A 14,170-nucleotide genomic window follows, 5' to 3' on the forward strand; every position below is an offset into this window, starting at 1 on the left:
TTATTGTTGCTTTATTTGAGATGTATCTTTTTTTACTCTTGTTGTATCAGGTTTAACAGTACCGGCGCTTTTAACTACCGAATCTGTTTTAATGCCTATTACCTGATCGGCATATTTAATGTTGATGGTTTTGTATTTATCCCATCCTACTTTTGGCAGCGCCTGCTTGTAAAATACCAGCAGGTTCTTAAACCTTACTTCCAGCGAATCGGCATCGCCCAGCAATATGCGCTGGTTGCCTACGCGCGGTATCAGTTCAATCTCACGGTCCTGGTTCACGTAGATTTGCGCTATCTGCGCGTCCCACAACGAATCGCGCCTGATGAAATCGGCTGTTTTGTACAACGACATCGCCAGGTTTGTGTGCAGGGTATCAACCCGGTTTGAGAACAGTTCATCGATATAACCATTGGCCGCCAATACCCTCGCGGTAAAATTGCGCGACAGCGGCATTTTTAATCCGTGCTGATCCACATAAAAATCCTGATCGAAACGGTTCAAGATGCGCAATATAGGCTGGCGCTGGCTTATCTCCACCTTTATCAACCCATCCATATCGGTATATACCTTGGCAAACTCAATAAATGGATTTGCCTTCAGTTTGTTTTCCAGATCGTGAATGTTGATATCATCCATTTTACGGCCTACCAGCGCGTGGCTGCTTACCTGCAAAATGTTATCAACTTCCTGCTGATCTATAAAATACTGGCTGCCGGGTATGTACACCTTTACACCGGTGCATACGGTTTCGGCCTTTTTAACTTCAATAAAACCCATAAGTACCACCAGGCCACCGAGGCAAATTACCCAAGCAAAACCCACCAGAATGTGGTTAATTATGCGTTTTTTATCCATGCTGCAATGCTTGTTTTAAGGGTTGCACCAACTGATCTATATCACCTGCCCCTACTGTTAAAAGTAGTTCAGGTTTTTCATTCTTTATTATTTCAATGGCTTCTTCTTTTCCACATTTGCGTTTATTCCACAATTTCATCTTACTGAGTATCAGTTCAGAATCAACACCATCAATAGGCTGCTCGCGTGCCGGGTATATATCCAGCATCAGCAGTTCATCGGCCATATCCAACACTTCGGCAAAGCCATCAGCAAAATCGCGCGTGCGGGTAAACAAATGCGGCTGAAACATCACCGTAAGCTTTTTGGCTGGGTATAGTTTTTTTACCGATGCTATGGCCGCCCGTAACTCTTCGGGGTGATGGGCATAATCGTCTATATAAATGTGCTCGTCGTTCTTTACAATATATTCGAACCTGCGTTTTACTCCGGTGAACGATGCCAGCGCTGTTTTAACCGCATCAGGCGATACGCCTAAGCGAAGTGCTACTTCAGTCGCGGCTACGGCATTTTCTATATTGTGCAGGCCCGCTATCCCCAGCAAAATATCGCTGATCAGGGTGTCGCCGTTCCTGAAATCGAAATAGAAACTGCCATTTTCTATCCGGATGTTTTGCGCTACCGCATCAGCCTCATTAGTGATGGAATATGTACGACCACCCAGTAACGGCAAGCCTTGTTTATGGATCAGTACACCACCCTCCTTTATCTGCGAAGCAAACAGGTTGAATGATTCTGTCAGCTGCGAATGATCGCCGTAGATATCCAAATGATCGGCATCCATTGAGGTGATAATGGCCACATCGGGGTGCAGGGTAAGGAAAGAACGATCATACTCATCGGCCTCCACTACCACGATATTGCTATCGCCAAACAGCACATTGGTTTGGTAGTTGGATGATATGCCACCCAAAAATGCCGAGCAATCAATACCCGAAGCCTTCAGCAAGTGCGCTACCAAACATGAGGTAGTGGTTTTGCCATGTGTACCTGCTACAGCCACCGTAAACCTGCTTTGGCTGATTACCCCCAGCACCTGCGACCGCTTGAACAGTTTAAACCCTTTACGGGTAAAAAAGTTAAGGATAGCCGAATCTTTAGGGATAGCCGGTGTATAAATAATGAGCGTACTGTCATCAGGCTCGTGAAAGTTCAAGGGCACGCAGCCCTCGTTATCATCAAAAGTGATGCGGATGCCCTCATTATGCAGATCGGAAGTAAGATCGGTCGCCGTTTTATCGTAACCGCAAACAATGCAACCCAAATGGCAGAAATAGCGTGCAAGGCCGCTCATGCCTATGCCGCCAATACCTACCAGGTACACACGTTTTATGTTGCTTAATTCCATTTGTTACTCTCTTTTAAAATAAGGCCCCCGCTTTTGGTGGAGAGGGCCTTTGATTTAATTGTTAATTGTTATTTGGATAACTTCTTTAGCTATTACTTCATCGGCATTGGGCATAGCCAGTTTGCCAATGTTGTCGCTTAGTTTCTTTTGTTTTTCTTTATCGTTCAGCAACTCTATTGTTTTATCAACCAGCTTTTCGGCGGCATCACGATCGGCCACAAATTTGGCGGCGTTTTCCTGTACCAATGCCAGCGCGTTTTTGGTTTGATGATCTTCGGCCACGTTTGGCGAAGGCACCAGTATCACGGGTTTCTTCAGCACGCATAGCTCAGCTATAGTGCCTGCCCCTGCCCGGGATATGATCAGGTCGGCAGCGGCATAGGCCAGGTCCATACGATTCAGAAACTCGGTTATTTTTATATTAGGGTGATAATTTTCGCCCAGTTGCTCAATTATACCTTTATAATAAGTTTTACCTGTTTGCCATATCACCTGTATATCGGCAGCAATAAATTTATCTAACCCGGCCTGTATGCTATTGTTAAGCGTACGGGCACCCAGGCTACCGCCCAGTACCAATACCGTTTTTTTATGCGGCGACAGCTTGAACAGTTCCAGCGCCTGCATGTGCTTACCAGCAGTATTCACCGAATCGCGGCGGATAGGGTTACCTGTTTTCAATATCCTGTCGGCAGGGAAAAACTGCTCCATACCATCAAAGGCCACACATATTTTTTTTGCCTTTTTACCCAGCCATTTATTGGTGATACCCGCGTAAGAGTTTTGCTCCTGTATCAGTGTTGGTATCCCTTTTAACGATGCCGCGTACAATAGCGGACCGGAAGCATAACCGCCCACGCCTACTGCGGCGTCGGGTTTAAAATCTTTAATAATTTTAAGCGCGGCACGCACACTGTTAGCCAGCTTAATAGGGAACATGAGGTTTTTCAATATCGACCCACGTTGTATCCCTTGTATGCTTAGCCCAATAATTTTATAACCCGCGGCGGGCACCTTCTCCATCTCCATGCGGCCAAGCGCACCCACAAACAATATTTCGGTAGCAGGATCAAGCTTTTTTAATGCATTAGCAATAGCCACAGCCGGGAATATATGCCCCCCTGTACCACCACCGCTTATGATGATGCGCTTCCCCCTAACCCCCTGAAGGGGGAATTTTTGAGTTGCCATATTTTTATTGTCCTGCATTAATTTACTTTTTTAATTATTCCCCCTTCAGGGGGTTAGGGGGTTAAACAGCTACTTCCCTTATCTCGCCCACTACTACTTTTTGCGGGTCTTCAATATCGCGGCTTACCGATAGTATAATACCAAAGGCTAAGCTGGTGAACAATATTGATGTACCGCCCATACTTACCAGCGGCAAAGGCACACCCGTTACCGGGCCTAAACCTACCGCGACCGCCATATTGGCGAAGGCTTGTATGGTTAAACTAAAACTTAAACCCGCCGCCAGCAAAGCGCCGAACGCCTTGGGTGCCTTGGTTACTATCTTGATGCACCGGTATAGCAAAAACAGGTAAATAAGCGCCAGTGCAAAACCGCCTATAAAACCGTACTCCTCAATAATGGTAGCATATATAAAATCCGAATACGGGTGCGGTAAATAATTACGCTCGGTACTGTTACCTGGTCCTTTGCCAAATACCCCGCCTGTTGCAATGGCAATTTTGGAGTGATCTGCCTGGAATGATTTATCCGGATCGGCCTTTTCGGGGTGCATAAATGCCTCTATACGTGATATGTATGTTTGGCGGCGACCACCAAACATCATTACACCTGCCAATAGTATTATACCGGCCAAACACACCAGTGAAATTTGCTTGATGCTGATACGGCCAATGATCAGTAACAGGATACTCACACCAAACAACATTATAGCGGTAGATAAACCAGCCGGCGCGATCAGCACGAACACAATACATACCGAGCCCATGATAGGGATGAACGATTGCTTTACATCCTTAATATTTTCCTGCTTGCGCGATAGTGTACGTGCCAGGTAAGTGATGAGCGATAACTTAGCCAAATCGGATGTTTGGAAGGTTAATCCCGTACCGGGGATAGCTATCCAACGACTGGCATCATTCACATGGCTACCAAATACCAGCGTATACAATAGCAAAGGAATGGTAATGATCATCAGCAACTTTGAGATACCGGCATAGTAGCGGTAATCGAGCTTATGCGAAATATACATCAGCGCGATACCCGCAAATACCATAGCCATGTGCTTCATCAGGTACGACTCGGCACCGGTATTATGCTTATAAGCAATAGTACCCGTTGAGCTATACACCGCCAGCAACGAAATCATAGACAACACTATGACTATAAGCCATATCCAGCGGTCTCCTTTGGTGTTACTGAGTATTCTGTTCATTACTTCTTTATTTTTTTGTGATTTCACCGATTTGGGGTGATTTCACCGATTTTATTCTTTTGGGGATTTCACCGATTTGGCAGTGATCTCACCGATTATTTTTTTAACTCACCCGGTCATCGCTTCGCTTGACCACCCTCTCTGCTGCGCAAAGTTTTTTGTCATTCGGCATTTTGTCATCAGTTATTAACCTTTCCGACTTTTGCATTTCTGCTTTTACCTTTCAGCTTTAACCTTTATCCTTTCAGCTTCAATTACAGTTCCTTCACCGCATCTTTAAACTGCTGGCCGCGATCTTCGTAATTTTTGAACAGATCGAAGCTGGCACAAGCCGGTGACAGCAAAACAGTATCTCCTTTTTCAGATAAGTGGAAGGCTACCTGAGCGGCTTCCTGGGCCGAACCTGTGTTTACTATTACTTCCACATCGTCTTCAAAGGCATCGTGTATGCGTTTATTGTCTTTACCGAGGCATACAATGGCTTTTACCTTTTGCTTCACCAGGTCTTTAAGCATACTGTAATCGTTGCCTTTGTCTACGCCGCCTAATATCAGTACTACATCGGTAGTCATGCTTTCTAAAGCGTACCAGGTAGAGTTTACATTGGTAGCCTTTGAATCGTTAATAAAGCTGATGCCCGATATTTTGGCCACAAACTCCAAACGGTGCTCAATGTTCTTAAAGTTGCCCATACTCTCCCTCATCGTTTCATTACGTAACTCCAACACCTTGGCAACAATGCCCGATGCCATAGAGTTATAAATGTTGTGCTTCCCTTGTAAGGCCAGTTCTTTAATTGACATTGTAAAATGTGCTAATGTTGTGTTTATGACAATATTGTCGTTTTCGAGATATGCTCCCGGTTGTATTTCTTTTTGGATGGAAAATGGCAGCTGCTGCGCGGCAAAACTGCGGTTCTCCATACCTTTTATGGTTTCGGTATCATCAGCGCAGTAGATAAAATAATCCTCCGCGGTTTGGTTTTGTGTAATGCGGAATTTTGATGCCGCGTAATTCTCCAGTTTATAATCGTACCTGTCTAAATGATCGGGCGTAATATTAAGCAACACGGCTATATCCGCCTTAAACCGGTACATATCATCAAGCATAAAGCTGCTTAACTCCAGCACGTAATGATCAAACTTTTCGGTAGCCACCTGGTAAGCAAAGCTGTTACCTATGTTACCCGCAAGGCCAACGTTCAGGCCCGCGTTTTTAAGGATATGATAGGTAAGGCTTGTAGTGGTAGTTTTACCGTTTGAGCCTGTTATGCATATCATTTTTGCATCGGTATACCTGCCTGCAAATTCTATCTCGGATATTACCGGAACGCCCTGCTCCCTTAGTTTTTTAACAATGGGTGCCTTATCAGGGATCCCCGGACTTTTCACCACTTCGGCCGCTTTCAGTATTTCGGCTTCGGTGTGCTGTGCTTCTTCAAAGCGGATATTCCAATCGAGCAATTGCTTCTTGTACTTATCGGCAATAGCCCCAAAATCCGACACGAAAACATCATACCCCTGTTGTTGGGCAAGGTATGCCGCCCCAACACCGCTTTCGCCGGCGCCAAGTATTACAAACCTCTCCCCGGTTTTAACCGAAGTGCTGTTTGTAGTGGCAGATGTATTGTTTTCGTTCATTTTATTTGTTTGGGATTTCACCGATTTGGGATGATCTCACCGATTATATTCTTTTGCGATTTCACCGATTTGGGATGATTTCACAGATTCTTTCAACTCACCCGGTCATCGCTTCGCTTGACCACCCTCTCTGCTGCGCAAAGAGGGGTTTATATTTTTCGCCTCTGCACTCCCCTCTTTGCGTAGCAGAGAGGGGTTGGGGGTGAGTTAACTTGTTCGCCATTTCAACTCACCCGGTCATCGCTTCGCTTGACCACCCTCTCTGCTGCGCAAAGAGGGGTTTGTATTTTTTCGCCTTCGGCTTTTTGCTTTTACCTTTCAGCTTTCCGTCTTTTACCTTTCCGCCTTACCTCAACTTCAGCGTTATCACTGTTACAATAGCCAGCAGGATACAAATGATCCAGAAGCGGGTTACTATTTTTGATTCGTGATAACCTTTCTTTTGATAGTGGTGATGCAACGGTGCCATCAGGAATACTCGCCTGCCTTCGCCGTATCGCTTTTTAGTATACTTAAACCACGATACCTGCATGATCACTGAAATATTTTCCACCAGGAAAATACCGCACAGCAAGGGCACCATCAGCTCCTTACGTATCATAATGGCGAATACCGCTATAATACCGCCTATCGCTAAACTGCCTGTATCGCCCATGAACACCTGCGCCGGGTACGAGTTATACCACAAGAAACCTACACATGCACCTACAAACGCACCCGCAAAAACCACCAGTTCTCCCGAATTAGGGATGTACATGATATTGAGGTAATCGGCCATTACCGTGTTACCTGATACATAGGCCAACAATGCCAGCGTAATACCTATAATGGCGGATGTACCCGTGGCTAATCCGTCGATACCATCGGTTATGTTAGCGCCGTTTGATACGGCGGTTATAATTACTATTACAAAGAACAGGAATACCACCAATGAGTACTCTTCGTAGCCTGCACCTAAAAACTTCAATACCTTACCGTAATCAAACTCATTGTTCTTATAGAACGGCATGGTGGTTTTGGTAGAGTGGATATCCTGGGTATACACCGGCGCGTTATCGCGCATGTGGAAGGTTACCGGGGCATCATATATTACAGGCAGTTTTACTTCCTGCCGAATCACTATATTATCGTTGAAATACATTGTCCAGCCGATAATAAGTGCCAGGCCAACCTGCCCGGTGATCTTAAACCTTCCGGCTAACCCCTCTTTATTCTTTTTAAATACCTTAATATAATCATCCAAAAAGCCGATAGCTCCCAGCCAAACCGTGGTAATCAGCATCAGGATGATATAAACGTTCGACAACCTTGCAAACAACAGCGTAGGTATTAAAATACCCAGTATAATGATGATACCGCCCATGGTTGGGGTACCCGATTTTTGCATTTGCCCTTCCAGCCCTAAATTTCTTACCGTTTCACCTACCTGTTTGTAACGCAGGTAATCGATCAGCCTGCGGCCGTATACCGTAGTAATTACCAACGAGGTTATTACAGACATAGCCGTACGGAACGTGATGTACTGAAACACCCCCGCCCCGGGTATCTTGTAATGTTCGTTTAAGTATTGAAATAGATAATACAGCATCTTTTTAAATGTGCATATGTGCAAATGTGCGGATGTGCAGATTTACCCTATGCTTTTAATGTTTTTAATTTATTACTATTCATCTATATGTATGTGCAACTGGCTAACCAGATTTACGCTACACTTTAATGTTTTATTTACTTAACTGACGAAATTATCTTTCCTAAAACCTTCAATATTGATTGTATATCTATTAACATATCAGGTTCGTAAGGATAATTTTCAGCACTTGCGCATAACTTCAACCAGTACTCCGTTTCTTCCGCTTCCTTATAAGCTATTTTGCACTTATGTTTAAAATCATTTTTACTTTCCGCGCCTTGCGCCTCTCTTACATTTGCCCCTATTGATGTACCGCTCCTGAATAATTGATTTGCCATGTTATATTTCCTTTTCGCCTCCAACATCTCCGTAAACCGGATTATCTTTAAAGAAAAGCTGAATGTCAGGTCAACAATCAAATTAGGCTTATCATTCATCTAACACTATACATTTTATCAATCATCCAATCCACAATTCGTATATCATTCCAATCATCTGCACATTTGCACATCTACCTATCTCCACATCATTCTAATCATCTGCACATTTGCACATCTACCTATCTGCACATCATTCTAATCATCTGCACATTTGCACATCTACCTATCTGCACATCATTCTAATCATCTGCACATTTGCACATCTGCACATCATTCCATCTCTCTAAACTGCGCCAATAATTCCTCCATATCATCAAAGTGGTTTTTTACGCCTTTAATTTCCTGGTAGGTTTCGTGGCCTTTGCCTGCTAATAATATAATATCGCCGGGTTGAGCCAGTGCGCAGGCCGTTTTAATGGCTTCACGCCTGTCGACAATACTTAACACATGACGTTTAAATGCCGGATCAACACCTTCCTTCATTTCTTCGATGATCTGCGCCGGATCTTCGCTGCGCGGATTATCAGAAGTAAGAATTACCTTATCGCTCCACTCGCAGGCCACCTTAGCCATTATAGGGCGTTTGGTTTTATCCCTATCGCCACCACAACCTATTACGGTGATCACTTTTTCGTTTCCTTTGCGGATATCGTGTACCGTACTCAACACATTTTGCACGGCATCCGGCGTGTGCGCGTAATCAACTATACCGATCACCTTATTAGGTGCAACCACATAATCGAACCGGCCTACCGCGCCCGATAATTTGCTAAGGCTGGTTAACACTTTTGCCTTATCCTGATCGAGCAGCATGGCAGCGGCATATACCGCCAGTATGTTGTAGGCATTGAATGTACCCACCATGCGGAACCACACCTCTTCGTTATCAATATGGAGCAGCAAACCGCCAAACTGATTTTCGATGATGCGTGCACGATAATCGCCCATGCTTTTTAAGGCATAGCTTTTACGGTGCGCTTTGGTATTTTGCAGCATCACGTTGCCGTTCTTATCATCGGCATTGGTGAGCGCGAAAGCGTTTTTAGGCAGGTTATCAAAAAATGCCTTTTTAGCATCGCGATAGCTGTCGAACGTTTTATGGTAATCTAAATGATCGTGCGTTAGGTTGGTAAAAATGCCTCCCGCAAATTTCAAACTACCCACACGGTGCTGCGCTACCGCGTGCGAGCTTACTTCCATAAAGCAGTAATCGCAACCGGTGGCTACCATATCGGCCAGTAGCTCGTTAAGCGCTACGGGATCTGGTGTGGTATGGGTTGATGGGATTACTTTGCCGTTGATTTGATTTTCAACGGTAGACAGCAAGCCACATTTATAGCCCATATCGCGGAACAGCTTATATAAAAGCGTAGCAATGGTAGTTTTTCCGTTTGTACCGGTAACACCAACCAGCTTTAATTGTGCCGATGGGTTATCGTAAAAGTTAGCGGCAACGATACCTAACGCGATGGCCGAATTAGCAACCATCAGAAAATCAACTTCGCCGGTTACGTGTGCTGGTAACTCTTCGCATATTACCGCAATAGCGCCATCTTTAATGGCTTTTTCAATGTAATCGTGCCCGTCAACCACAGTGCCTTTTACGGCCACAAACAGCGAACCCGGCACTACCTTACGCGAATCAAAAACCACTGCCGTGATCTCTACATCAGCACTTCCCTGCAATTCGGTGAATGCAAGGCCTTCCAGTAAATCACTTAAGTACTTCATTGCAGTTCTAATGTTATTTTTGATCCTCTTGGTATAATGCTGCCACCCGTTACCGATTGTGTTTTAACCACTCCGCTACCGTGTACAGTTACCTTATATCCCGCGTTGCCCATTACATACAGGGCATCGCTTAAGCCCATGCCTGTTACCGCAGGCACAGCGCCTTTTTTAACTCTTGTTTCTTCAAACGCTATCCCGTTGCTGGTATCAATGCCATTATCAATAGCGCTGGCCGATGCATACAACGGCTTAACACCTAATTTGGCGTACACCTGTTTTAATGCCTTCGGGTTGCCTTGTTTTACACTTGGCAATATGGTATTACCTACCAGGTGTGTTGGCGGTGTTTGGTTAATATCCAAATCGCTTGAGTAAACCTTATCGGCCACTTCCCTGAAAACCGGACCGGCAACCGCCGCGCCATAGTAGCCGTTCTTAGGGTCGTTAATTACCACGATGAGCGAGTACTTAGGTTTATCTGCCGGAAAATATCCGCAGAAAGAAGCCTGATACTGCCTTTTAGCACGGTAACCTTTATTACCATCTGCCACCTGCGCCGTACCCGATTTACCTGCTATGCTGTAAAGCGGGTTATAGATAATATTTTTACCGGTACCTTCGGTTATTACCCCTTCCAGCATTTTGTGCATTTTGCTGAGCGTAACATCCGAACAGATCTTCTCGTTGATAACACGGGCATTAAAATGCTCTACCGTATTGCCTAACCTTCTTATCTCGCGCACAAAAACCGGCGATATATATTTACCATTGTTAGCTATAGCGTTGTAAAACGACAGCATTTTCAATGGAGTTAACTGCATTTCATAACCATAGGCCATTTGCGGCAGGGTCATGTTTTTGTTCCAGCTCCTGTTTTTAGGATTTTTCACTACAGGCTGCGCTTCACCCGGAATCTGCAATTTAAGCAGCTCGTTCAAGTGCCAGTTATATAGGTGATCGGTAAAGTCCGACTGGTTATTTCGGTAATGGGTATTAACCAAAAACGCAACCGCCGCGTTTGATGACTCCTCAAAAGCTTTTTTAACCGTTACCGTACCAATGCTACCGTGCGAATCCCTGATCATTTTGCCCGGAATTTGATAGTTACCCGTACCCACCATGGTATTGGTATCCACCTTATGATCTTCCAGCAGGGCCATGTATGATGCTACCTTGAAGGTAGAACCCGGATCCTGGTTACCGGCAATGGCGTAGTTAAACTTCTCTTTATATACACCGGTGCTTACCTTGGTAAAATTGGCTACCGCGCGCACCTCGCCGGTGGCCACTTCCATCAGTATTACCGCGCCGTGGTCGGCATCGCTTTTTATCAATTGTTTTTCCAACGCGCTTTGGGCAACATCCTGAAAGTTTACGTCGATGGTTGAAATAATATCGGCACCTTCTTTAGGCGCTACGTCATCATCTTCGTTAACAGGCATCCAGGTGCCACCGGCAATGCGGTGCATCAACCGGCGACCTTTTTCGCCATTAATATATTTCGCGTAAGCGCCCTCTAAACCAACCGCGTTAGCCACGTTATCATTTTTGTAACCTATAGTACGCGATGCCAGTGTTTGGAAAGGCAAAATGCGTTTGTTTTGCTGTATAGCTATCAACCCGCCTTTGTACCTGCCCAAATTAAACATCGGGAACTTGCGGATCTTTTTCAGCTGCTGGTAAGTAACCTTACGCTTAACCAAATAGTAACGCTCTTTATCTTTACGGGCCTCACGCAGCCTGCGGCTATAATCGCGGGCAGATTTATCGCCGAAAAACCCGGCAAGCTTAGCGCCCAGCGAATCTACCTTTTCGTAAAATATCTTATCATCTTCAATACCCCCGGCCAGCATATCCATGCGCAGCTCGTACTCGGGTACCGAAGTAGCCAGCAAACTCCCGTCAACAGAAAAGATGTTGCCGCGACTTGCCTCAACATCTACATAACGGATAGATAAACTATCAGACATGGACCGCCATTTTTTGCCCTGGGCAAACTGAACCCTACAAAGCTGAAAAACCACAGCAGTGGCGAAAAGCAATATCAACCCGAAAGCGATATATACCCTGAGTAATATATTGGTACGTATACTCATTCCTCGGCCTCCTCTTTGATGGTTATTTTTTGCGGCGGTTCTGTAGTAGCCCTTATACCCAGCGTATCGGCCCGTTTTGAAACCTCGGTAACCGTGCTGCGGTAAGCCAGCTCGGCTTTGGCCGATTTATAATCCCATGTAAGTTCTTTTACTTCTTTGCTTATCTTATCAATATCGCGCAGGTTCTTTTCGGCAAGGTGCCTGTTGGCAATATATAGCATACACAAAAAGGCTATGTAAAACACAAAAGGAAGCGCGCTCGTAGCCTCTTCGGTGGTTACAAATCCTTTGCTGAAAAACTGCGTTAAAAAATTGTCGGGAATTTCCTTTGCAGGTTTTTTCTCCTCAACTACCAATTGCTTCTCAGCTTCTTCTTCCTGAATTTCTGTACGTAAACGATTCGTCATTTTTTTACAGCTATCCTTAGTTTAGCGCTCCTTGCCCTGTTATTATTTACTATCTCTTCATCTGTTGCAGTTATAGCCCCGCGACTTACAGCATCAAACGGTTTTTGATCATTACCGTAAAGATCCTTCTCTACCTCACCGCTGAATTTGCCTTTGGCGATGAAATTTTTCACCAGCCTGTCCTCCAGCGAATGGTATGACATTACCACCAGTTTACCACCGGTGCCCAGCACCTCGGCCGATTGCATTAAAAAATCTTTCAATGCTTCCAGTTCCTGGTTAACCTCTATCCTGAGCGCCTGAAAAACCTGCGCCAGGTATTTATTTTCTTTCCCTCGCGGGATAAGGTTCACTATCGCGTTCTTCAGATCGGCCACGGTAACTATCGGCGCATTAAGCCTGTAGGTTACTATGGTTTTGGACAGCGTTTTGGCGTTCTGAATTTCGCCGTAAATACCAAATATGCGGTGCAGATCGGCCTCGCTATACGTATTTACTACTTCCTTCGCGCTCAATGTATCGGCCTGATTCATGCGCATATCCAGCTCGGCATCAAAGCGGATTGAAAAGCCCCGCTCGGCCTGGTCAAACTGGTATGATGAAACCCCCAGATCGGCCAGGATCCCATCAACCGGGATAGCACCATGCAAACGGCAAAAGTTTTTCAGATACCTGAAATTCTGGTCAACAAACGTAAGCCTGTCATCATCCGGGATATTTTGCTGCGCATCAGCATCCTGATCAAAAGCGATCAGCCTGCCATCGCTACCCAAATGCTTCAGTATCTCACGCGAGTGACCGCCGCCGCCAAAGGTTACATCTACATAAGTACCGCCGGGCTTAATATCAAGCGCCTCAATACACTCCTGCAACATAACCGGCACATGGTAATTACTCATTTAGCATTCTCCCGGCACTGCCCATTACTCTCTCTGCCATCGCGGCAAAATCATCAGGAACGCTGTTCATCAACTTATCGTAAGCAACAGGCTCCCATACCTCTATCTTATTCAGCTGACACGACAGGATAACCTCGTTGGAAATACCCGCGTAATCAAGCAGCGATTTTGGCAAAAGCACCCTGCCCGCCCCATCAACTGATAAACCCATAGCCCCGCGGGTAAAAAAGCGCAGGAAATCGCGGTTTATCTTGTCATATTGATTAAGTTTGCTTAAGTCATTCACTGTATTGTCCCACTCTGTTTTGGTATAAATTGTCAACTGTTTTTCAAAGCCGCGTAATATCACAAGGCCCTCATCTTCAACTCCGGGGAGTTGCTTTTTGAGGTCCGAAGGGATCATCATCCGCCCTTTGGCATCCAGTTTACAATCATATTCTCCTAACAAATGGGCCATTATAGTCTATCGGCAATTTTTGTAACGTAAAAGTAATTTACTTTTACCACTTTCTACCACTTTTTCCCACCAAAAAGTTATCAACATTTTTTGGGGTGGTTTGGCGTATCCCTGCAAACGCAAAAACCCGGCTATGGGCCAGGTTTTTAGGGGTGAGAAGTACAGATTTTTACGGGTTATTTATATTGAAGCTATTTATTAAACTACATTGCGCGTTGGTGGCGGCCGATGGCTCAACAGTTTTCCGACTATTAATCAATACACAGAAAAAACGGAGAGCACTAAATATAAAGTCATATTGAATACCTTATATTTAGCCAATT

12 protein-coding genes are annotated in these 14,170 nt (G+C 45.0%); all 12 read right to left on the reverse strand.

Annotation, left to right across the window (positions count from 1 at the left end; all coding sequences use genetic code 11):
• Positions 1 to 855 carry a cell division protein FtsQ/DivIB gene (locus ABD894_RS16265; RefSeq protein WP_345212121.1) on the reverse strand — a complete coding sequence of 285 codons (855 nt, stop codon included), beginning with the start codon at positions 853 to 855 and terminating at the stop codon, positions 1 to 3.
• The gene (gene murC / locus ABD894_RS16270; protein WP_345212122.1) at positions 848 to 2,203 is read right to left on the reverse strand and encodes a UDP-N-acetylmuramate--L-alanine ligase; all 1,356 of its coding nucleotides are present in this window, start codon (positions 2,201 to 2,203) and stop codon (positions 848 to 850) included. Before murC ends, ABD894_RS16265 begins: the two co-directional genes overlap by 8 nt.
• A gap of 54 nt (positions 2,204 to 2,257) precedes the next feature.
• Complete coding sequence (gene murG / locus ABD894_RS16275) at positions 2,258 to 3,394, reverse strand: undecaprenyldiphospho-muramoylpentapeptide beta-N-acetylglucosaminyltransferase (protein ID WP_345212123.1); 1,137 nt, start codon at positions 3,392 to 3,394, stop codon at positions 2,258 to 2,260.
• Between the two features lie 61 nt (positions 3,395 to 3,455).
• Complete coding sequence (locus ABD894_RS16280) at positions 3,456 to 4,607, reverse strand: FtsW/RodA/SpoVE family cell cycle protein (protein WP_345212124.1); 1,152 nt, start codon at positions 4,605 to 4,607, stop codon at positions 3,456 to 3,458.
• 254 nt (positions 4,608 to 4,861) lie between these two features.
• The gene (gene murD, locus ABD894_RS16285; RefSeq protein ID WP_345212125.1) at positions 4,862 to 6,247 is read right to left on the reverse strand and encodes a UDP-N-acetylmuramoyl-L-alanine--D-glutamate ligase; all 1,386 of its coding nucleotides are present in this window, start codon (positions 6,245 to 6,247) and stop codon (positions 4,862 to 4,864) included.
• A gap of 346 nt (positions 6,248 to 6,593) precedes the next feature.
• Positions 6,594 to 7,835, reverse strand: a complete 1,242-nt coding sequence (mraY, locus tag ABD894_RS16290) for a phospho-N-acetylmuramoyl-pentapeptide-transferase (RefSeq protein ID WP_345212126.1) — start codon at positions 7,833 to 7,835, stop codon at positions 6,594 to 6,596.
• 137 nt (positions 7,836 to 7,972) lie between these two features.
• Positions 7,973 to 8,314 carry a four helix bundle protein gene (locus tag ABD894_RS16295; RefSeq protein WP_345212127.1) on the reverse strand — a complete coding sequence of 114 codons (342 nt, stop codon included), beginning with the start codon at positions 8,312 to 8,314 and terminating at the stop codon, positions 7,973 to 7,975.
• A gap of 213 nt (positions 8,315 to 8,527) precedes the next feature.
• On the reverse strand, positions 8,528 to 9,988 hold the full coding sequence (locus ABD894_RS16300) for a UDP-N-acetylmuramoyl-L-alanyl-D-glutamate--2,6-diaminopimelate ligase (RefSeq protein ID WP_345212128.1): 1,461 nt from the start codon (positions 9,986 to 9,988) through the stop codon (positions 8,528 to 8,530).
• The gene (locus ABD894_RS16305) at positions 9,985 to 12,084 is read right to left on the reverse strand and encodes a penicillin-binding protein (RefSeq protein WP_345212129.1); all 2,100 of its coding nucleotides are present in this window, start codon (positions 12,082 to 12,084) and stop codon (positions 9,985 to 9,987) included. Before ABD894_RS16305 ends, ABD894_RS16300 begins: the two co-directional genes overlap by 4 nt.
• On the reverse strand, positions 12,081 to 12,491 hold the full coding sequence (locus ABD894_RS16310; RefSeq protein ID WP_345212130.1) for an FtsL-like putative cell division protein: 411 nt from the start codon (positions 12,489 to 12,491) through the stop codon (positions 12,081 to 12,083). Before ABD894_RS16310 ends, ABD894_RS16305 begins: the two co-directional genes overlap by 4 nt.
• Positions 12,488 to 13,390 carry a 16S rRNA (cytosine(1402)-N(4))-methyltransferase RsmH gene (rsmH, locus tag ABD894_RS16315; protein ID WP_345212131.1) on the reverse strand — a complete coding sequence of 301 codons (903 nt, stop codon included), beginning with the start codon at positions 13,388 to 13,390 and terminating at the stop codon, positions 12,488 to 12,490. Before rsmH ends, ABD894_RS16310 begins: the two co-directional genes overlap by 4 nt.
• Positions 13,383 to 13,847, reverse strand: a complete 465-nt coding sequence (gene mraZ / locus ABD894_RS16320; RefSeq protein ID WP_345212132.1) for a division/cell wall cluster transcriptional repressor MraZ — start codon at positions 13,845 to 13,847, stop codon at positions 13,383 to 13,385. Before mraZ ends, rsmH begins: the two co-directional genes overlap by 8 nt.
• Between the last annotated feature and the right edge of the window lie 323 nt (positions 13,848 to 14,170).

Source organism: Mucilaginibacter gynuensis, assembly GCF_039541195.1.
Taxonomy (GTDB): domain Bacteria; phylum Bacteroidota; class Bacteroidia; order Sphingobacteriales; family Sphingobacteriaceae; genus Mucilaginibacter; species Mucilaginibacter gynuensis.

Excerpts from the sequence above, each read along its gene's own strand:
- mraZ (WP_345212132.1), bottom strand. The coding sequence starts at position 13,847 with ATGGCCCATTTGTTAGGAGAATATGATTGTAAACTGGATGCCAAAGGG.
- ABD894_RS16310 (WP_345212130.1), bottom strand. The coding sequence starts at position 12,491 with ATGACGAATCGTTTACGTACAGAAATTCAGGAAGAAGAAGCTGAGAAG.
- ABD894_RS16280 (WP_345212124.1), bottom strand. The coding sequence starts at position 4,607 with ATGAACAGAATACTCAGTAACACCAAAGGAGACCGCTGGATATGGCTT.
- murG (WP_345212123.1), bottom strand. The coding sequence starts at position 3,394 with ATGGCAACTCAAAAATTCCCCCTTCAGGGGGTTAGGGGGAAGCGCATC.
- ABD894_RS16300 (WP_345212128.1), bottom strand. The coding sequence starts at position 9,988 with ATGAAGTACTTAAGTGATTTACTGGAAGGCCTTGCATTCACCGAATTG.
- ABD894_RS16265 (WP_345212121.1), bottom strand. The coding sequence starts at position 855 with ATGGATAAAAAACGCATAATTAACCACATTCTGGTGGGTTTTGCTTGG.
- murC (WP_345212122.1), bottom strand. The coding sequence starts at position 2,203 with ATGGAATTAAGCAACATAAAACGTGTGTACCTGGTAGGTATTGGCGGC.
- mraY (WP_345212126.1), bottom strand. The coding sequence starts at position 7,835 with ATGCTGTATTATCTATTTCAATACTTAAACGAACATTACAAGATACCC.
- ABD894_RS16305 (WP_345212129.1), bottom strand. The coding sequence starts at position 12,084 with ATGAGTATACGTACCAATATATTACTCAGGGTATATATCGCTTTCGGG.
- murD (WP_345212125.1), bottom strand. The coding sequence starts at position 6,247 with ATGAACGAAAACAATACATCTGCCACTACAAACAGCACTTCGGTTAAA.
- rsmH (WP_345212131.1), bottom strand. The coding sequence starts at position 13,390 with ATGAGTAATTACCATGTGCCGGTTATGTTGCAGGAGTGTATTGAGGCG.
- ABD894_RS16295 (WP_345212127.1), bottom strand. The coding sequence starts at position 8,314 with ATGAATGATAAGCCTAATTTGATTGTTGACCTGACATTCAGCTTTTCT.